The sequence below is a fragment of the Thermomonas sp. genome (assembly GCF_029945965.1).
Taxonomy (GTDB): Bacteria; Pseudomonadota; Gammaproteobacteria; order Xanthomonadales; family Xanthomonadaceae; genus Thermomonas.
Map to the genome: position 1 here is coordinate 353,644 of NZ_JAQSDO010000020.1, position 17,753 is coordinate 371,396.

Genomic DNA, 17,753 nt, shown 5'->3' on the forward strand with positions numbered 1-17,753 from the left:
ATGAGCAACGCCTCGGGGCACGACGCCCTGTTTCGCCAGTTGCTTGGCATCGAGGCCTTCGAAGCGCTGCCGATACCAGTGCAACGCCTGCACCTGCAAGTTGGCAGCCACACTTATCGCGGCGAAGTCGAGGTGGTTCGTGGCCGCAGTCTACTTTCGCGGCTATGTGCCTGGGCTACCCGGTTGCCGTCTGCCGGAACCGGTCCGATTACGGTGGAGATCATGTCGGGTGCGCAACGCGAGCGCTGGACCCGGCATGTCGGCAGGCACGCGATGGCCTCAAGGTTGTGGGCTGGCGAAGGCCTGCTGTGCGAACGGCTAGGCCTGGTGACGTTCGGGTTCCACCTGGAAACGCATGAAGGCGGCATCGAATGGATGGTGCGCCAGGTGCGCGTACTCGGCATGCTGCCGTTGCCCGCGTCCTGGTTTTCGCAGGTCGCTGCACGCGAATGGGCCGAAGGCGAGCGCTACCATTTCGATGTGCAGGCGGCGCTGCCTTTGGCCGGACTGCTCGTTCACTATCATGGCTGGCTCAGCGTCCCATGAGTGAAGTGACTCAATTGAAAGATGCGCCGGTCGCGGACCACGCCAATCAGGTCGCCATCATCGTGTTCGATGGCGTCTGCGTATTGTGCAACGGCTGGGTGCGCTTCCTGTTGCGCCATGACCGCAAGCGCCGTTATCGCTTCGCCGCGATGCAGACGCCAGCGGGTCGTGCATTGCTGGCTGAACACGGATTGGATCCGGACGACCCGACCTCGTTCCTGTTGATCGAGCATGATCGTGGATCAGATCCGCGCGTGTCGCTGGGCGTCACCGCGATCCGCAGGGTGTTGGTCGGTCTGGGTGGCGTCTGGCGGTTGTTGGCGATTGCAGCCGTGGTGCCGCGCGTGATGGGTGATCCGCTTTACCTCATGCTTGCGCGCAACCGCTATCGCTGGTTTGGCCGGCATGACGCGTGCCTGATGCCGGATCCGGCGAATACGTCACGTTTCCTCTAGTTCGCTCGCCGGAATGTGTCGTGCTGTTCTTCCAGCGATGCTTGCATCGCGTAACCAGCGAGTTCCAGCAGAAATTCATCCAGCGTGAACAGGTCGATGCAAGCCGTGGCGCCACTACCAGTCAGTTCGCCACGCGCCAGCTTGCGCGCAAGCAATACGGCAGCCGTCGCCGGAATCTGCGGGCCATGGCCATCGCGGGCGACCAAGGTCCAGGTGAGCGTCAGCGGGCCGCCGTCATGACCACGCCCATGCAGCACGACTTGCATCACACCGACATCGCTGCCGATGTTTTGCCAACGCTCGCTTAGCGCGAACAGAGGGCGCGCGAATGGCAGCAAGCTGCGCAATGGCCCGAAGCGAACCGCCAGGCTACCCAGCCACAGGCCGAAATGCATGCGCCAAAGCTCAAGGCCGGCACGGAACTCGACGGTGCGAAGCTCCGGGTAGCGCGTAGGCAATACATCCAGATCAGGCACCTCGCAGCGCGCGGCCCAACGTGTACCAACGTTTTCAATGCGAATCCGGCGCAGCGATTGCCAGCCGTGTGCGACTTGCCACTGACCATCGTGCAGCACGCGGTAGGGCTTGCCGACATAGCCGAGGATCGCCAGCATCGTCGCCCAGCCGCGCGCGGTACGGTTGCCAGGCGAGATCGCGGTTTCCACCGACTCCAGCGTCGAAAACCGCGGTCGAAGTGCGGCGACCACCGCTGCGTTCAGGCCCGGCATGCTGCTGGCACCCGACACCACGCGCCGATTGGCGGTGCGTGCAGGCGCATCCAGCGTTCCGATGCCAGACACATAGGCACGACCATCAGCCAGGTCGATGCAGTGCGCGCCAATCGCCAATGCAGCTTCTGCGACTCGATAGTCTCGAGCCTGGAAGGGGCCGGCAGTGTCGATGACGATGTCGGGGCGCAGCTCGGCGAGCTGCCCGTCGAATGTGGCTGCAGTGGTATCGAGTGTCGCGACCTCGATCAATGCCCGGGGCTCGCCAAGGTCGGCAACGAAGCGCGACGCACGCTCTGTATCGCGGCCGGCGACGATCAGCGTAAACGCAGGATCGTCTGCCAATGCGGCCACGATACGCCCGCCAAACAGGCCATAGCCACCAAGGATGAGGATGCGGAACTGCGCCATGCGCGGATTGTAGGGACACCCGGATTCAATCGGGTGTCCCGGCCAGCCTGATGTTGGAGTCGATGTCGATGATGAGGCTGCGTTGACACCGCATCTTGCATGCTTGGCGACAGCCCGCATCTATAGGCTATTGCCGGCGCACGACCGGTCCCGTGAATTCGAACGCTCCGGAGACACCCAATGCGCATGGACAAACTCACCTCGCGCTTCCAGCAGGCCTTGAGCGACGCACAGTCGTTGGCGGTTGGACGCGACCACAACCTGATCGAACCCGCGCACCTGCTGGTGGCGCTGCTGGATCAGCAGGGCGGCGGTACGCGCCCGTTGCTGACCCAGGCCGGTGTCAACGTGCCCCTGCTGCGCGAGCGGCTTGGCGAAGCATTGGACAAACTGCCGAAGGTGTCCGGGCAAGCTGGCAGCGTCAGTGTTGGCAACGATCTGTCGCGGCTGCTGAATGTCACCGACAAGTTGGCTCAGCAGCGTGGCGATGGCTTTATCGCCAGCGAGCTGTTCCTGCTTGCCGCGGTCGACGACAACGGTGATGCGGGCAAGGCGCTGAAAGCGGCCGGTGCCAGCAAGCAGAAACTCGAAACTGCGATTGATGCCATGCGTGGAGGCGAAAAAGTGCAAGACGAAAACGCCGAGGAAGCACGCCAGGCGCTTGAGAAATACACCATCGACCTGACCGCCCTCAGCGAGAAGGGCAAGCTGGATCCGGTGATCGGCCGCGATGAGGAAATCCGCCGCACGATTCAAGTCTTGCAGCGGCGCACCAAGAACAACCCGGTGCTGATCGGCGAGCCCGGCGTCGGCAAGACCGCGATTGTCGAGGGCCTGGCCCAGCGCATCATCAATGGTGAAGTGCCCGAAGGACTCAAGGGCAAGCGCGTGCTGAGTCTCGACATGGGCGCGTTGATCGCCGGCGCGAAGTTCCGCGGTGAATTCGAGGAGCGCCTGAAGTCGGTACTGAATGACTTGGCCAAGAATGAAGGCCAGATCATCCTGTTCATTGATGAATTGCACACCGTGGTCGGCGCCGGCAAGGCCGATGGTGCGATGGATGCCGGCAACATGCTCAAGCCCGCGCTTGCCCGCGGCGAACTGCATTGCATCGGCGCGACCACGCTGGACGAATACCGCAAGTACGTCGAAAAGGATGCCGCGCTGGAGCGTAGGTTCCAGAAAGTATTCGTCGGTGAGCCTTCGGTCGAGGACACCATTGCCATTTTGCGCGGCCTGAAGGAACGCTACGCGGTCCATCATGGCGTGGAGATCACCGATCCGGCGATCGTCGCTGCGGCGACGCTGAGCAACCGCTACATCGCTGATCGCCAGTTGCCGGACAAGGCGATCGACCTGATGGACGAAGCGGCATCGCGCATCCGCATGGAAATCGACTCCAAGCCGGAGGAACTTGATCGCAAGGAACGCCGGCTGATCCAGCTCAAGATCCAGCGCGAGGCGCTGAAGAAGGAGAAGGACGCCGAATCCAAGAAACGCTTGGCCGACCTGCAGGACGACATCACCACGCTCGAGCGCGCGTTCGATGACCTCAACGAAGTATGGAAGGCCGAGAAGGCGACCGTGCAGGCCGCGACCAAAATCAAGGAACAGATCGAGGCTGCGAAACTCGAACTGGAAGCCGCGCAGCGCCACCAGGACTACGCACGCATGAGCGAAATCCAATATGGCACCTTGCCACAGCTGGAGAAGCAGTTGCAGGCCGCGCAGGAAGCTGAAAAACAAGGCTTCACCCTGTTGCAGGACAAGGTCACCGCCGAAGAAATCGCGCAGGTGGTATCGCGCTGGACCGGGATTCCGGTCAGCAAGATGCTGGAGGGCGAGCGCGACAAGTTGCTGCAGATGGAAGCGCAGCTGCATACGCATGTGGTCGGTCAGGAGGAGGCGATCAAGGTCGTGTCCGATGCCGTGCGCCGATCGCGCGCCGGCCTGTCTGACCCGAACCGGCCCAGTGGCTCGTTCCTGTTCCTGGGCCCAACCGGCGTCGGCAAGACCGAGCTAGCCAAAGCATTGGCAGATTTCCTGTTCGACAGTACCGACGCCATGGTGCGCATCGACATGAGCGAATTCATGGAGAAGCATTCGGTCGCGCGGTTGATCGGCGCACCGCCGGGCTATGTCGGCTATGAGGAGGGCGGCTACCTGACCGAAGCCGTGCGCCGCCGCCCGTATAGCGTGATCCTGCTGGATGAGGTGGAAAAAGCGCATCCGGACGTGTTCAACATCCTGCTGCAGGTGCTCGATGATGGCCGCCTGACCGATGGTCAGGGCCGCACCGTGGATTTCCGCAACACCGTCATCGTGATGACCTCGAACCTGGGCTCGCACCAGATCCAGGACATGGATGGTGATGATTCGCCTGAGGCTTACATGCAGATGAAGGCGGCCGTCATGGGCGTGGTGCAGGCGCATTTCCGCCCGGAGTTCATCAACCGGCTGGACGACATCGTCGTGTTCCATTCACTGGACAAGAACCAGATCCGGCAGATCGCGAAGATCCAGTTGCGCGGACTTGAGAAGCGGCTGGGCGAGCGCGGCATCACGATCGAACTGACCGACGCGGCCTATGCGCTGCTTGCGAATGCCGGCTTTGATCCGGTGTACGGCGCGCGTCCGCTCAAGCGGGCGATCCAGCAGCAGCTGGAAAATCCGCTGGCCACGCAGATCCTGTCGGGCGGATTCGGCAACGGCGACACCATCAAGGTCGATGCCGAAACGGGCAAACTGGTGTTCGCGAAATGATGTAGAGCGGGCCTTGGCCCGTTATCACGTAGTGCGCGCCGGCCGGTAAGGCGGGGTGGACATCACCATGTCGGTGAGCGAATGGGCCAGTTCGCGCTCGGCCAGCACCGCGGCATCGGCGCCATGGGCCAGCAAGTGTTTGACCTCAGCTTCGCTGTGCGCGCGCGCCAGCACGGTGATCTCGGGGTTGAGCTTGCGCAGCTGGGCGATGACTTCGCCACCTTCCAGTGCTCGCGGGATCGCCAGGATCGCTAGCCGTGCGGCTTCGGGTCGCGCGCCTGCCAGCACCTGCGGCAGCACCGCATTGCCGCGCACCGCCGGGATGCCTTCGCCGCGTGCCTGGATCACACGGTCCATGTCTTCCTCGATCAGCGCAACTGGCACGCCACGATCGCGCAGCAGGCGCAACAGGTCGCGGCCCACGCGGCCATAACCGATCACGATGGTGTGGTTGACCAGCTCCGACATCGGGCCGGGCGTATTGGCGCCGGCCAGTTGCCTGCGGCGCTTGACCCGACCCACCAGTGGCGTCACCAGGAATGGATTGGCAATGATCGACAGCAGCGCGCCGGCCAGCACCAGGTCGCGCACCTCGGGTTGCATCATCTTCAGCGACACCGCCAGCCCGATCACGATGAACGAGAACTCGCCGATCTGCGCCAGTGCGGACGCGGCAAGAGTCGCATCGCCCGGGCGTTCGCCCAGCAGGCGCAGGCTGGCCCAGGTCACCAGCCATTTCACCGCGACGATCAAGCCGAAGGTCAGCAGGACCTGAATCGGATGCTGGACCAGGATCATCGGGTCGAACAGCATCCCGACCGAAACGAAGAACAGCACCGCGAACGCATCGCGCAATGGCAGCGAGTCGTTGGCCGCCTTGTGCGAGAACTCCGATTCATTGAGCAGCATGCCGGCGAAGAACGCGCCCAGCGCGAACGAGACGCCGAACATCGCCGCGGCGCCGAATGCCACGCCCATCGCCACCGCCAGCACGCACAGGGTGAACAGTTCCCGCGAACCGGTCCCGGCGACGCGCTCCAGGATCCAGGGGATCACGCGCCGACCCACGACCAGCATGAAGGCGATGAACAATCCGATCTTGAGTACGGTCTTGAGGATCACCGGCAACAGCGGCGTGGCCTGTTCGCCATGCAGGCTGTCGGCCAATGGCGGCAGCAGCACCAGTGCCAGCACCATCGCGAGGTCTTCGACCACCACCCAGCCGATCGTCACCTGTCCCAGCCGCGAATCCAGCAATTGGTGATCTTCCAGCGTGCGCAGCAAGACCACGGTACTGGCCACGGACAGCGACAAGCCAAAGACAATCCCGGTGCCATCGTCCCAACCGAAAAACCGGCCGACGCCGAAGCCCAGCGCCGTCATCAACACGATTCGTGCCAGCGCGCCCGGGACCACCACCCGGCGCACCTGCATCAGGTCCTTCAGCGAGAAATGCAGGCCCACCCCGAACATCAGCAGGATCACGCCAATTTCGGCCAATTGCGGCGCCAGCGTCTGGTCGCCGACGAAGCCCGGCGTGAACGGACCGGCCACGACGCCAGCCAGCAGGTAGCCAGCCAGTGGTGAGAGTCGCAGCCTTTGCGCCAGCATGCCGAACAGGAACGCCAGCACGAAGCCCAAGCACAGCAGGGTGATCAGTGAGGTGTGGTGCGGCATGCGGACTCAGGCGGAAAGCAGTCCCCATCTTCGCACCTGTCCTGCAAACGCGGAGTCAAAGGGGCATGAGCACGTCCCTGCCGCTTACAATGCCCGGATGATTTCCTTTCGCAATTTCGCCCTGCGCCGCGGCGAACGCCTGCTGCTGTCCGATGTCGACCTGACCCTGCACGCAGGCTGGCGGGTGGGCGTGATCGGCCGCAATGGCGCCGGCAAGACCAGCCTGTTCGCCGCCTTGATGGGTGAGGTCGAAGCCGACAAGGGTGACCTCGACCTGCCAAGCAAGGCGCGGGTGGCCTCGGTCGCCCAGGAAACCCCGCATCTGCCGGACCCGGCGATCGACTTCGTGCTGTCCGGCGATGCGGCCGTGCACGCAGCGGTGCAGGCCGAGGCCAATGCCTTCGCCGCCGAGGACTGGGAAGCGGTCGCCGAGGCCCACCACCTGCTGGAGGAGCTCAATGGCTACGATGGCAGCGCCCGTGCCGGCCGCCTGCTGCATGGCCTGGGCTTTTCCGCCGACACCCACGAAAAGCCTGTCTCGGATTTCTCCGGCGGCTGGCGGGTGCGGCTGAACGTGGCGCGCGCGCTGATGACGCCCAGCGACCTGCTGCTGCTCGACGAGCCTACCAACCACCTGGACCTCGATGCGGTGGTGTGGATGGAGGAATGGCTCAAGCGTTACAGCGGTACGTTGCTGGTGATCAGCCATGATCGCGAATTCCTCGACAACGTCACCACGCATATCCTGCATCTGCACGAAGGCAAGGCGAAGTTGTACATCGGCAATTACACTGATTTCGAGCGTCAGCGCGCCGAGCACCTGCGCCTGCAGCAGATTACTCACGTGAAGGAACAGGCCGAGCGCGCGCACCTGCAGTCCTTCATCGACCGCTTCAAGGCCAAGGCCAGCAAGGCCAAGCAGGCGCAGTCACGCATGAAGCGGCTGGCCAAGCTCGCCGGCACCGAAGCCGTGCGCGCCGAGCGTTCGCTGCACATCACGCTGCCGGAACCGCTGAAGCTGCCGAACTCGCTGCTGTCGCTGCATCACGTGGAGGCGGGTTACGGCGAAGACGCGGTGATTTTGCACAACGTCAACTTCGGGCTGGAAGCCGGCGATCGCGTTGGTCTGCTCGGCCCGAACGGCGCCGGCAAGTCGACCCTGGTGAAGACCCTGGTCGGCGAGTTGGAACCACTGGACGGTGAGCGCAAGGCGCATCCGGACCTGCGCATCGGCTACTTCGCCCAGCACACGGTGGAATCGCTGGTGTTCGGCACCACCCCGCTGGACCATCTGCGCGAGCTGGCACCTGATGCCCCCAACCAGGAGCTGCGCGACTTCCTGGGGCGCTGGAACTTCCCCGGCGAGCGCGCATTCGAGGTCATCGATACGTTCAGTGGCGGCGAGAAAGCGCGGCTGGCACTGGCGTTGATCGCGTATCGACGCCCGAACATGCTGCTGCTCGACGAACCGACCAACCATCTCGACCTCGATATGCGTGAAGCGCTGGCTGAGGCACTGAGCGACTTCGATGGCGCGATCGTGATGGTCAGCCATGATCGCCACCTGATTGGCCTGGTCTGTGACGAATACTGGCGCGTGGCTGGCGGCAAGGTCGAACCGTTTGATGGCGACTTGGACGAATACGCCGCGTGGCTGCGTTCGCGGCCGGGCAGCGACAACCCGAAGACGCCGGCACCGAAGGCGCAGCCGGCGGTTGAAGCACCTGCTGTGGTTACGAAGAAAGCCAAAGGCAACCCGCACAAGCTGCAGAAGGCCGAAGCCCAGGTCGTGGAGCTGGAAGCCAAGTTGGCAGCGCTGGTCGCGCAACTGGCTGACCCGAAGGTCTATGCCGACACCGCCAGAGTGGCGGAACTCGGTCGCGAGCAGGCGGTGCTGCAATCCCGCCTGGAAACCGCGGAAGCTGACCTGCTGGCGATTTACGAGGATGCGTGATCGATTCCAGCTGCAAACCACCAATCGCGGAAACATCGCGGGGTTGAAATGGCCCTCGATGCCCGCAGAATTCAGTGCATATCCCTTTCCCGACAAGCGCCCAGCCCATGCCGATCTACGCTTTTGCTTGTGATGCCTGCGGCCACGCCTTTGATCGCCTGCAAAAACTGTCCGATGCAGACCCGACCGAGTGCCCTGTCTGCGGCAAACCGGCGGTTCGTCGTCAGCTGACCGCCCCGCAGTTCCGCCTGGCCGGCGGTGGCTGGTATGAGACCGACTTCAAGAAGGACGGCGACAAGAAGCGCAACCTGGCGGGCGATGCAGGCGATGGTGTCAAACAGGCCACGCAGGCCAAGGCGGATGCTGCGCCGGTGAAGACCACACCTGAGCCGGCCAAAGCAGCCCCCGCCGCGGTGACGACACCGGCCAAGCCTGCCGCAGGCTGAAACGGCGCCCGCAACCGCCGTGGTTCAGTGACAGGCTAAAATGGTCGGCTATCCGGCCCGTCCGGAATTGATTCCCCGGAGCTATGCATGCGTACCCATTTCTGCGGCCTGATCGACGATGCGTTGATCGGCCAGACCGTCAACCTCTGTGGTTGGGCCGATGTCGCCCGCAACATGGGCGGCCTGTGCTTCATCGACCTGCGCGACCATGAGGGCATCGTCCAGGTCGTCGCTGAGCCGGCTGCCGATGTCGATGGCAATGCCGAGGTGATCGCGACTGCGGCCAAGATTGGTTACGAGGACTGCCTGCGCATCACCGGAACCGTGCGCGCGCGCCAGAGCGTGAACGCCAAGATCAAGACTGGCCAGGTCGAAGTGGTTGCAACCAAGATTGAGGTGCTGAACAAGGCGGAGCCGCTGCCGTTCCATGCCCATGAAAACGCGGGCGAAGAAGTACGCCTGAAATACCGATACCTGGACCTGCGCACGCCGGAAATGCAGCGCAAGATGCGCACCCGCACCAAGCTCGTCGCTGCACTGCGTGCATGGCTGGATGCACGTGATTTCCAGGACATTGAAACCCCGATCCTGACCAAGGCCACGCCGGAAGGTGCGCGTGATTTCCTGGTGCCGGCGCGCATGCACCCGGGCGAGTTCTACGCGCTGCCGCAGAGCCCGCAGCTGTTCAAGCAGATCCTGATGATTGCCGGCTTCGACCGCTACTACCAGATCGCGCGCTGCTTCCGCGATGAAGCCCTGCGCGCGGACCGCCAACTGGAATTCACCCAGCTCGACATGGAGTTTGCATGGGTGTCCGAGCGCGACGTGCAGGACACCACCGAGGCGATGATTCGCGAAGTTTTCCGCCAGGTAATCGACGTTGAACTCGGCGACTTCCTCCGTCTCAGCTATGCCGAGGCGATGCGCCGGTTCGGTTCGGATAAACCCGATTTGCGCATCGACATGGAGCTGGTCGATGTGGCCGCACTGGTGAAGGACAGCGAGTTCAAGGTGTTCACCGATTGGGCCAGCCATGACGACGGCCGCGTGGTCGCCTTGCGCGCACCCGGCGGTGCGACATTCTCGCGCAAGCAAGTCGACGACTATGCCGCGCATGCCGCAAAGTACGGCGCCAAGGGCCTTGCTTACATCAAGCTGGGCGAGGACGGCACGGTGAATTCGCCGATCGCGAAGTTCTTCAGCGAAGACGCGTTCAAGGCACTCGTCGCAGCCTGCGGTTTGCAGAATGGCGACATCGCGTTTTTCGGCGCCGGCACCTACAAGAGCGTTAGCGACTTCATGGGCGCGCTGCGCCTGAAGCTGGGCAAGGACCTTGGCCTGGTCGCCGATCGCTGGGCGCCGCTGTGGGTGACCGACTTCCCGATGTTCGAATGGGATGAAGGAGAGGATCGTTACGTCGCCCTGCATCACCCTTTCACTGCGCCCGCGGTGGATTCGATCGACGACCTTCGCGTGAATGCGAAGACCGCTGTATCACGCGGCTACGACATGGTGCTCAACGGCAATGAAATTGGTGGTGGTTCGATCCGTATCCACAACTCGGCAATGCAATCAGCGGTGTTTGAGTTGCTGGGCATCGGCGCGGAGGAAGCGCAAGGCAAGTTCGGCTTCCTGCTGGACGCGCTCAAGTACGGCGCACCGCCGCACGGCGGCATCGCCTTCGGCATAGATCGCATCGCCGCGCTGATGGCCGGCACCGAATCGATCCGCGACGTGATCGCCTTCCCCAAGACCACCACCGCGCAGTGCCTGATGACTGGCGCGCCGAGCGAGGTGCCGGACAAGCAGCTAGCCGAGGTGCATGTGTCGGTGCGGCCTGGGAAAGCGCCTGCGGTCTAGCGGTGGCGGCGAACAGGCCTGTGCCGCCAAGCTGAGCGAAAGGAGGAACAGGCCGCCGGTCTGGCGGCCTGTTCCTGTAATCTCGCCGCGGGGCTACTTACTTGCCTTCCGTCTTGTCGGATTTAGCAGCGGCCTGCTCCTGCTTTTCTGCGGCCATCCGATGGTGCTTGGCAGCTGCGCGGTGATGCTTGGCGGACCTGCGATGATGCTTGGCAGCCATCTTGCCTGAAGTGCTGGCGGCGCTCCGGCTTTCGGTTGCGGCCTTGCTGGCCTCCATGGAAGCCGCCTCGGCATGGTTGGTGGTGGCGTGGGTAACAGCGGTGGTCTTGGCTGGCGCGGTGGCTTGCGCCGAGGTTTGACCAGAAGCGATGCCGCCGATGCTGGCGGCGGCGATCAGGGCCGCAGTGAGTAGATGTCGAGTAGTCATGGTAATTGCTCCTCAAGGAATTTCGGTGATGTTGCACCTGCGCGGGTGGCGCCTGCCAACGGGCACAGGTTGCGATGCCGGACCCGTCGAGCAAGTGGCCTGCACATTAATTTTCGTTAATGATTCCAGCGGGATTGGATTGGACGTGCCCGGTTTGCCTCGAGCTGCGGCGACCATCGGGCCAGGAGAACATTTGCAGTGCACTCGAACACGCAGGACCCTCACCGCTCCGTTGGGCGCGCAACTTTGATCCGCCGCGCCATCGCCGATGACGCATCCACGCTGGCCGAACTCGGCCGGGTGACTTTCATCGACGCCTTCGGCCATCTGTACACGCCGGAAGATTTGCAGGCCTTCATCGAAGACAGTCATTCGGTTGCCGCGTACGCGCGGGCGCTGGCGAACCCGGATTACGCGTTGTGGCTGGCCGTGCGCGATGGCGTGGCGGTCGGTTATGCGCAAGCGGGGCCGTGCGGACTTCCGCATGCTGAAGTGCAACCCGGCGATGGCGAACTCAAACGCCTGTATCTCTTGCGCTCGGCGCAGAACGGTGGCGTTGGCGTGGCCCTGCTGCAGGTCGCGCTGGATTGGCTGGAACGTGATGGCCCGCGCACGTTGTGGATCAGCGTGTGGTCGGAAAACTACGGTGCGCAACGCTTCTACGGGCGTCACGGGTTCGAACACGCTGGCGAATACGCGTTCATCGTCGGTAAGCAGCGCGACCGCGAATTCATGTACCGGCGCAAGCCCGCGGAAAAGGGGTCAGAGTGACAACCTGCCGACCATGCATGACCTTTGCGAGATTCCTGGTCAGGAAATTTCACTCTGACCCCTTTTCAACTCAGAAATGAGCAATCGCGTCCTGCTGGTGCATGGGCTGTGGATGCGCAGCTTCAGCATGCTGTGGCTGGCCAACCGGCTGCGCGGGCAGGGATTCGATACCGAGTTGTTCGGTTATTACAGCCTGCTGCAGGACACCGATGAGATCATCGCGCGGCTTGCAGGTGCGTTGCAGGAACATCCAGGTTCGCATGTCGTGGCGCACAGTCTGGGCGGCTTGCTCAGCCTGCGGGCTGCCGAGCAGGTGGGGGTTGAAAACATCGGTCGCATCGTCTGCCTGGGCTCGCCTCTTGCCGGCAGCCAGGCCGCGGCCAGCATCGTGTCGAAAATTCCTGCAGGCGCCACCCTGGTTGGCCACAACCGGGCGCTGCTGGCGGCAGGCATCGGCCAAATCCCGGCCGGCCTGCAGGTCGGGGCGGTCGCTGGTTGTGTGCCGCGCGGCCTCGGCGGTGTGGTCGCGCACTTCGCCTGTGAGCATGACGGCACCGTGGCCATCCCCGAAACGCGGGTGCCCGGCCTCACCGACCATGTGGTGGTGCATGCCAGCCATACCGGCTTGTTGTTTTCCGATGCGGCGGCGCACAGGACCACGGAATTCCTGCGTGAAGGCCGATTCGAGCACGCCGTCGAGGCAGGGGCCGTATAATCCGCGCCTTTCCTGTAACAAGCTGACTGATACGCATGGGACGTGGTCCATCCATCGAAGGCCGCAAGAACGCGGTGGACGCCAAGCGCGGCAAGATCTTCACCAAAGTGATCCGCGAGATCTCAGTGGCTGCGCGCGCTGGTGGTGGCGATCCCGCTGGCAACCCGCGCCTGCGTGGCGCAATCGACAAGGGCCTTTCGGTCAACATGACCAGGGAAGTGATCGAGCGCGCGATCAAGAAAGCCACTGGCGAGCTTGAGGGAATCGAGTACGAGGAAATTCGCTACGAGGGCTATGCCCCCGGCGGCGTCGCGGTCATTGTTGATTGCCTGACCGACAACCGCGTGCGTACCGTGGCAGACGTCCGTCATGCCTTCGTCAAGTTCGGCGGCAACATGGGCACCGAAGGCTCCGTCGCCTTCATGTTCAACAAGCTGGGCGTGCTCAGCTTCGCGCCTGGTGCGGATGAGGACGCGATCACCGAGGCGGCAATCGAAGCCGGCGCCGACGATGTGGTCGTGTATCCGGAAGATGGCGCCATCGACGTGCTGACCGCGCCAGATGCATTCGAAGCGGTCAAGGCGGCGATGCTGACTGCTGGTTTGACGCCGGACATCGCCGAGATCACCCTGCGCGCCGACAACGATATCGCGGTGGACGGCGATACCGCAGAACAAGTCCACAAGCTGCTGGCGTGGCTGGAAGACATGGACGACGTGCAGTCAGTCCACAGCAACGCCGAACTCGGAGACGGCGCCGGCGCCTGAGTGCGCCATCATCGCCAACTGTCATCGTGACCCGCATCCTCGGCATTGACCCCGGTTCGCAGCGGACCGGCGTGGGCATCATTGATGTCGGCGCTGACGGCAAGGTCGTGCATGTGCACCACCAGCCGATCAATCTGCTGGGTGCCGAGTCTTTCCCGTTGCGCCTGCGCGTATTGCTGGACGGGCTGTGGGCGCTGATCGAGCAGTACAAGCCGGACGAAGTCGCGGTGGAACAGGTGTTCCTGTCCAACAACGCGATGTCCGCGCTCAAGCTCGGCCAGGCGCGTGGCGCGGCGATCGCCGCCTGCGTGGCGCGCGACCTGCCGGTCAGCGAATACGCGGCCAAGGAAATCAAATTGGGCCTGGTTGGCACCGGCGGCGCCGACAAGACCCAGGTACAACACATGGTCGGGATCATGCTGGGTTTACAAGGCAAGTTGCAGGCGGATGCGGCTGATGCGCTGGCGGTTGCCATCACGCATGCGCATGTCCGCGCGAGCGCCAACCGCCTAGGTGTTGCCGCGCGCACCGCATGGGGACGCAAGGGCAGGGGCACGCGATGAGGAGAGCGCGATGATCGGACGATTGAAGGGTTTGTTGGTTCACAAGCAGCCGCCGTGGCTGGTCATTGATGTGCACGGCGTCGGTTACGAACTTGAAGCGCCGATGAGCACGTTCTACGATTTGCCTGAGGTCGGCCGCGAGATCGCACTGTTCACCCACTACGCGCAAAAGGAAGACAGCGTGTCGCTGTACGGCTTCTTGCGCGAGGGCGAGCGCCGCCTGTTCCGAGACGTGCAGAAGGTCAGCGGGATCGGCGCGAAGATCGCGTTGGCGGTGCTGTCGGGCACGTCGGTGGACGAATTCGCGCGACTGGTGCAGACCAGCGACGTCACCGCATTGACCCGGATCCCCGGCATCGGCAAGAAAACCGCCGAGCGCATGGTAGTGGAATTGCGCGATCGCGCCGCGGATTTCAGCAGCGGCGGCTTGCCGGGTGCATCTGGAGTCCCGGGTGATCCGTTGTCCGAATCAATCAGCGCGCTGCAGACGCTGGGCTACAAACCTGCCGAAGCCGAACGCATGGCACGCAAGGCCTTCGCCGATGGCGACGATGCCGCCACCATCATCCGCAAAGCGCTACAGTCCGCCCTCCGCTGAGTCCACAGGGGACCTCTGCGCAATGTCAAAACCTCAATCCAATAGTACGCACGACGCGCAAGGCAACGGCAAGTCCGGCTTGCGCACGATGGTGCTGGGCGCGATCGGCGTGGTGTTCGGCGACATCGGCACTAGCCCGCTGTACACGTTGAAGGAAGCGTTCTCGCCGCATTTCGGCCTGGTGGGCAATCACGACACCATCCTCGGCATCCTGTCGCTGGTGTTCTGGGCGCTGATGATCGTGGTCACGATCAAGTACGTGACCATCATCATGCGCGCCGACAACGAGGGCGAGGGCGGGATCATGGCGCTGATGGCGCTGGCCCAGCGGACCCTGCCAAAGGGCGGTCGATCGGCGTATATCGTCGGACTGCTTGGCATCTTCGGTGCATCGTTGTTCTTCGGCGATGGCGTGATTACGCCGGCCATGTCGGTGCTGAGCGCGGTCGAAGGCATGGGGGTCGCCGCCCCTCACATGCGTGCGTGGATCGTGCCGATCACGGTCGCAATCCTGATCGTGGTGTTCATGGCCCAGCGCTATGGCACGCAAAAAGTCGGCAAGGTGTTCGGCCCGATTACCCTGGTGTGGTTCATCTCGATCGCGGCGATCGGCGTGTACCACGTGCTCGACGCCCCCGAAGTGCTCAAGGCGTTCAATCCGTGGTGGGGCGTCAAGTTCTTCATGACCCACGGCTGGCATTCACTGTTCATTCTGGGCGCAGTGGTGCTGGCGGTGACTGGCGGCGAGGCGCTGTATGCGGACATGGGTCACTTCGGGCCGAATCCCATCCGCATCGGCTGGATGGCGGTGGTGTTGCCCAGCCTGATGCTCAACTACCTGGGTCAGGGCGCGCTGGTGCTGGAGCATCCGTCGGCAATAAACAACCCGTTCTTCGAGGCAGTGCCCGAATGGGCGCTGGTCCCGATGGTCGTGCTGGCGACCATGGCCGCGGTGATCGCGTCCCAGGCAGTGATTACCGGAGCCTATTCGGTTGCGCGCCAGGCAATGCAGCTGGGCTACATCCCGCGCATGCAGATCAAGCACACCTCCAGTGACACCATCGGCCAGATCTATGTGCCGTACATCAACTGGCTGCTGATGGTGCTGGTGCTGGCAGTGGTGCTGATCTTCCGCAGCTCCACCGCGCTGGCCACCGCATATGGCATTTCGGTATCAGGCACCATGCTCATCGACACCTTGCTGCTGGCGCTGGTTGCGTGGACGCTATGGCCGGGATGGCGCAAGTGGGTACTGCCGCTGTGCGTGGTGTTCTTCATCGTCGATCTGGGCTTCGTGATCGCCAATGGCGCCAAGTTCTTCCATGGCGCGTGGTTTCCGATCGTGCTCGGCCTGCTGGTGTTCACCCTGCTGCGCACGTGGCGCCGTGGTCGCGAACTGCTGCACGATGAAGTTCGCAAGGAAGGCATCCAGCTGGACAGCTTCCTGCCCGGGTTGATGCTGGCGCCGCCGGTTCGCGTTCCCGGAACTGCGGTGTTCCTGACCGCAGACAAGGGTGTGGTGCCGCACGCGTTGCTGCACAACCTCAAGCACAACAAGGTGCTGCATGAGCGCAACGTATTCCTCACAGTGGTCACGCTGAACGTGCCGTATGCGGCCGCCAAACAACGGCTGGAGATTACAAGTATTGGCGATGCATTTTACCGCGTGGTGATTCGCTACGGTTTCATGGAAACGCCCGACGTGCCGCTGGCGCTGATGCGCAGCTGTGATGCCGGCGGCATCTATTTCGACCCGATGGACACGACTTATTTCGCCAGTCGCGAGACCATCATCGCCACCCCGCACCGGAACATGCCGGCCTGGCGCGACAAACTGTTCGCGATCATGCATCGCAACGCCGCGCCGGCAACCAGCTTTTTCCGCATTCCGGGCAACCGGCTGGTGGAACTGGGTTCGACGGTGGAAATTTGAGGCCGGGACAGCTTCCCGGATGACGGGGCTCACATCAGCGAGCCTTGCATCCGCCAGCTTCGCATCAGCGATAATCACTGGATGACCGACGACCGCATCATCGCCCCCGCCGCCACCCGCGACGACGACGCCGTGGAAGCCAGCATCCGCCCGCGCCGTCTGGACGAATATCTCGGCCAACAACCAGTGCGCGAGCAGATGGACCTCTATATCCAGGCTGCCAAGGGTCGCGGCGAAGCGCTCGATCATGTGCTGATCTTCGGTCCGCCTGGCCTGGGCAAGACCACGCTCAGTCATGTGATCGCCAATGAGCTTGGGGTCAACCTGCGGGTGACGTCGGGGCCGGTGATCGAACGGGCCGGTGACCTCGCCGCGCTGTTGACCAACCTGCAGCCATTCGATGTGCTGTTCATCGACGAGATCCATCGCCTGTCCCCGATCGTGGAAGAGGTGCTGTACCCGGCGATGGAGGACTACCAGATCGACATCATGATCGGCGAGGGGCCGGCCGCGCGTTCGATCAAGCTCGACCTGCCGCCATTCACCTTGATCGGTGCAACCACGCGGGCTGGTCTGCTCACCGCGCCGCTGCGCGACCGCTTCGGGATTACCCAAAGGCTGGAGTTTTATTCGATCGAGGACCTGACCCGGATCGTGCGCCGTTCCGCGCAGATCCTCGGCATCAGCTGCGCAGCGGAAGGGGCCGGAGAGATTGCGCGGCGTGCGCGGGGCACTCCGCGGATTGCAAACCGCCTGCTGCGACGAGTGCGCGATTACGCACAGGTCAAGGGCGATGGCACGATCGATGCCGGCACTGCGCGCGCGGCGATGGACATGCTGAAAGTCGATCCCGAAGGCTTCGACGAACTCGACCGGCGCATGCTGGCGATCATCATCGATGCGTTCGATGGCGGCCCGGTCGGCGTGGAATCGCTGGCCGCGGCGTTGAGCGAGGAACGCGGCACGATTGAGGACGTGATCGAGCCCTACCTGATCCAGCAGGGCTACCTGGTGCGCAGCGCCCGTGGACGAATGGCCACCGCGCGTGCGTATCGGCACCTGGGCTTCAAGCCAAAGGCCAATACCAGTGGGATGGTTGAGGCGGAACGAGAGGAAAAGGGGTCAGAGTGAATTTTCTG

15 protein-coding genes and 1 pseudogene are annotated in these 17,753 nt (G+C 63.3%); 13 read left to right on the top strand and 3 right to left on the bottom strand.

Annotated elements, in window-relative coordinates; all coding sequences use genetic code 11:
- Together PSV05_RS14350 and PSV05_RS14355 are read left to right on the top strand one after the other, a co-directional pair.
- Nucleotides 1-546 carry a DUF4166 domain-containing protein gene (locus tag PSV05_RS14350; RefSeq protein ID WP_300066597.1) on the top strand — a complete coding sequence of 182 codons (546 nt, stop codon included), beginning with the start codon at nucleotides 1-3 and terminating at the stop codon, nucleotides 544-546.
- Nucleotides 543-1,001 (top strand): thiol-disulfide oxidoreductase DCC family protein, encoded by a 459-nt coding sequence (locus PSV05_RS14355; protein ID WP_300066600.1) that lies wholly within the window; start codon nucleotides 543-545, stop codon nucleotides 999-1,001. The genes PSV05_RS14350 and PSV05_RS14355 overlap by 4 nt, the downstream gene beginning before the upstream one ends.
- Here the strand turns inward: PSV05_RS14355 and PSV05_RS14360 are convergent.
- Entirely contained in the window at nucleotides 998-2,140 is a 1,143-nt protein-coding gene (locus PSV05_RS14360) for a saccharopine dehydrogenase NADP-binding domain-containing protein (RefSeq protein ID WP_300066603.1), read from the bottom strand. The two genes, PSV05_RS14355 and PSV05_RS14360, sit on opposite strands and share 4 nt — an antisense overlap.
- Nucleotides 2,141-2,320: 180 nt before the next feature.
- On the opposite strand from PSV05_RS14360, the gene clpB reads away from it, so the two are divergent.
- Nucleotides 2,321-4,903: an ATP-dependent chaperone ClpB gene (gene clpB / locus PSV05_RS14365; protein ID WP_300066606.1), complete on the top strand. Its 2,583-nt coding sequence runs from the start codon at nucleotides 2,321-2,323 to the stop codon at nucleotides 4,901-4,903.
- 24 nt (nucleotides 4,904-4,927) lie between these two features.
- Here clpB and ybaL read toward each other — a convergent pair whose 3' ends face one another.
- Complete coding sequence (gene ybaL / locus PSV05_RS14370; protein ID WP_300066608.1) at nucleotides 4,928-6,580, bottom strand: YbaL family putative K(+) efflux transporter; 1,653 nt, start codon at nucleotides 6,578-6,580, stop codon at nucleotides 4,928-4,930.
- Nucleotides 6,581-6,677: 97 nt separating this feature from the next.
- Here ybaL and PSV05_RS14375 point away from each other — a divergent pair, with 97 nt between their 5' ends.
- From PSV05_RS14375 to aspS, 3 genes are all read left to right on the top strand, one after another.
- Nucleotides 6,678-8,534 carry an ATP-binding cassette domain-containing protein gene (locus tag PSV05_RS14375; RefSeq protein WP_300066611.1) on the top strand — a complete coding sequence of 619 codons (1,857 nt, stop codon included), beginning with the start codon at nucleotides 6,678-6,680 and terminating at the stop codon, nucleotides 8,532-8,534.
- A 107-nt stretch (nucleotides 8,535-8,641) separates the two neighbouring features.
- Nucleotides 8,642-8,980: a zinc ribbon domain-containing protein gene (locus tag PSV05_RS14380; protein WP_300066614.1), complete on the top strand. Its 339-nt coding sequence runs from the start codon at nucleotides 8,642-8,644 to the stop codon at nucleotides 8,978-8,980.
- Nucleotides 8,981-9,067: 87 nt separating this feature from the next.
- Nucleotides 9,068-10,840, top strand: coding sequence for an aspartate--tRNA ligase (gene aspS, locus PSV05_RS14385; protein ID WP_300066617.1), 1,773 nt, complete (start codon nucleotides 9,068-9,070; stop codon nucleotides 10,838-10,840).
- Between the two features lie 97 nt (nucleotides 10,841-10,937).
- Here aspS and PSV05_RS14390 read toward each other — a convergent pair whose 3' ends face one another.
- Entirely contained in the window at nucleotides 10,938-11,267 is a 330-nt protein-coding gene (locus PSV05_RS14390; protein WP_300066620.1) for a hypothetical protein, read from the bottom strand.
- Between the two features lie 246 nt (nucleotides 11,268-11,513).
- Here PSV05_RS14390 and PSV05_RS14395 point away from each other — a divergent pair, with 246 nt between their 5' ends.
- The 7 genes and pseudogenes from PSV05_RS14395 (at nucleotide 11,514) to ruvB (ending at nucleotide 17,745) form a co-directional block, all read left to right on the top strand.
- Nucleotides 11,514-12,038, top strand: coding sequence for a GNAT family N-acetyltransferase (locus tag PSV05_RS14395; RefSeq protein ID WP_300066623.1), 525 nt, complete (start codon nucleotides 11,514-11,516; stop codon nucleotides 12,036-12,038).
- A 76-nt stretch (nucleotides 12,039-12,114) separates the two neighbouring features.
- Nucleotides 12,115-12,753 (top strand): alpha/beta hydrolase, encoded by a 639-nt coding sequence (locus tag PSV05_RS14400; RefSeq protein WP_300066627.1) that lies wholly within the window; start codon nucleotides 12,115-12,117, stop codon nucleotides 12,751-12,753.
- A gap of 35 nt (nucleotides 12,754-12,788) precedes the next feature.
- Nucleotides 12,789-13,520, top strand: a complete 732-nt coding sequence (locus PSV05_RS14405; protein ID WP_300066629.1) for a YebC/PmpR family DNA-binding transcriptional regulator — start codon at nucleotides 12,789-12,791, stop codon at nucleotides 13,518-13,520.
- A gap of 26 nt (nucleotides 13,521-13,546) precedes the next feature.
- Nucleotides 13,547-14,083, top strand: a complete 537-nt coding sequence (ruvC, locus tag PSV05_RS14410) for a crossover junction endodeoxyribonuclease RuvC (protein WP_300066632.1) — start codon at nucleotides 13,547-13,549, stop codon at nucleotides 14,081-14,083.
- Nucleotides 14,084-14,093: 10 nt separating this feature from the next.
- Nucleotides 14,094-14,681, top strand: coding sequence for a Holliday junction branch migration protein RuvA (ruvA, locus tag PSV05_RS14415; RefSeq protein WP_300066634.1), 588 nt, complete (start codon nucleotides 14,094-14,096; stop codon nucleotides 14,679-14,681).
- An 88-nt stretch (nucleotides 14,682-14,769) separates the two neighbouring features.
- Nucleotides 14,770-16,614, top strand: a pseudogene (locus PSV05_RS14420) (potassium transporter Kup); the annotation flags it as partial.
- A gap of 81 nt (nucleotides 16,615-16,695) precedes the next feature.
- Entirely contained in the window at nucleotides 16,696-17,745 is a 1,050-nt protein-coding gene (gene ruvB, locus PSV05_RS14425) for a Holliday junction branch migration DNA helicase RuvB (RefSeq protein ID WP_300066640.1), read from the top strand.
- Nucleotides 17,746-17,753: the final 8 nt, after the last annotated feature.

Excerpts from the sequence above, each read along its gene's own strand:
- PSV05_RS14390 (WP_300066620.1), bottom strand. The coding sequence starts at position 11,267 with ATGACTACTCGACATCTACTCACTGCGGCCCTGATCGCCGCCGCCAGC.
- PSV05_RS14375 (WP_300066611.1), top strand. The coding sequence starts at position 6,678 with ATGATTTCCTTTCGCAATTTCGCCCTGCGCCGCGGCGAACGCCTGCTG.
- PSV05_RS14405 (WP_300066629.1), top strand. The coding sequence starts at position 12,789 with ATGGGACGTGGTCCATCCATCGAAGGCCGCAAGAACGCGGTGGACGCC.
- clpB (WP_300066606.1), top strand. The coding sequence starts at position 2,321 with ATGCGCATGGACAAACTCACCTCGCGCTTCCAGCAGGCCTTGAGCGAC.
- PSV05_RS14360 (WP_300066603.1), bottom strand. The coding sequence starts at position 2,140 with ATGGCGCAGTTCCGCATCCTCATCCTTGGTGGCTATGGCCTGTTTGGC.
- PSV05_RS14380 (WP_300066614.1), top strand. The coding sequence starts at position 8,642 with ATGCCGATCTACGCTTTTGCTTGTGATGCCTGCGGCCACGCCTTTGAT.
- ruvB (WP_300066640.1), top strand. The coding sequence starts at position 16,696 with ATGACCGACGACCGCATCATCGCCCCCGCCGCCACCCGCGACGACGAC.
- PSV05_RS14350 (WP_300066597.1), top strand. The coding sequence starts at position 1 with ATGAGCAACGCCTCGGGGCACGACGCCCTGTTTCGCCAGTTGCTTGGC.
- aspS (WP_300066617.1), top strand. The coding sequence starts at position 9,068 with ATGCGTACCCATTTCTGCGGCCTGATCGACGATGCGTTGATCGGCCAG.
- PSV05_RS14355 (WP_300066600.1), top strand. The coding sequence starts at position 543 with ATGAGTGAAGTGACTCAATTGAAAGATGCGCCGGTCGCGGACCACGCC.
- PSV05_RS14400 (WP_300066627.1), top strand. The coding sequence starts at position 12,115 with ATGAGCAATCGCGTCCTGCTGGTGCATGGGCTGTGGATGCGCAGCTTC.
- ruvA (WP_300066634.1), top strand. The coding sequence starts at position 14,094 with ATGATCGGACGATTGAAGGGTTTGTTGGTTCACAAGCAGCCGCCGTGG.
- ybaL (WP_300066608.1), bottom strand. The coding sequence starts at position 6,580 with ATGCCGCACCACACCTCACTGATCACCCTGCTGTGCTTGGGCTTCGTG.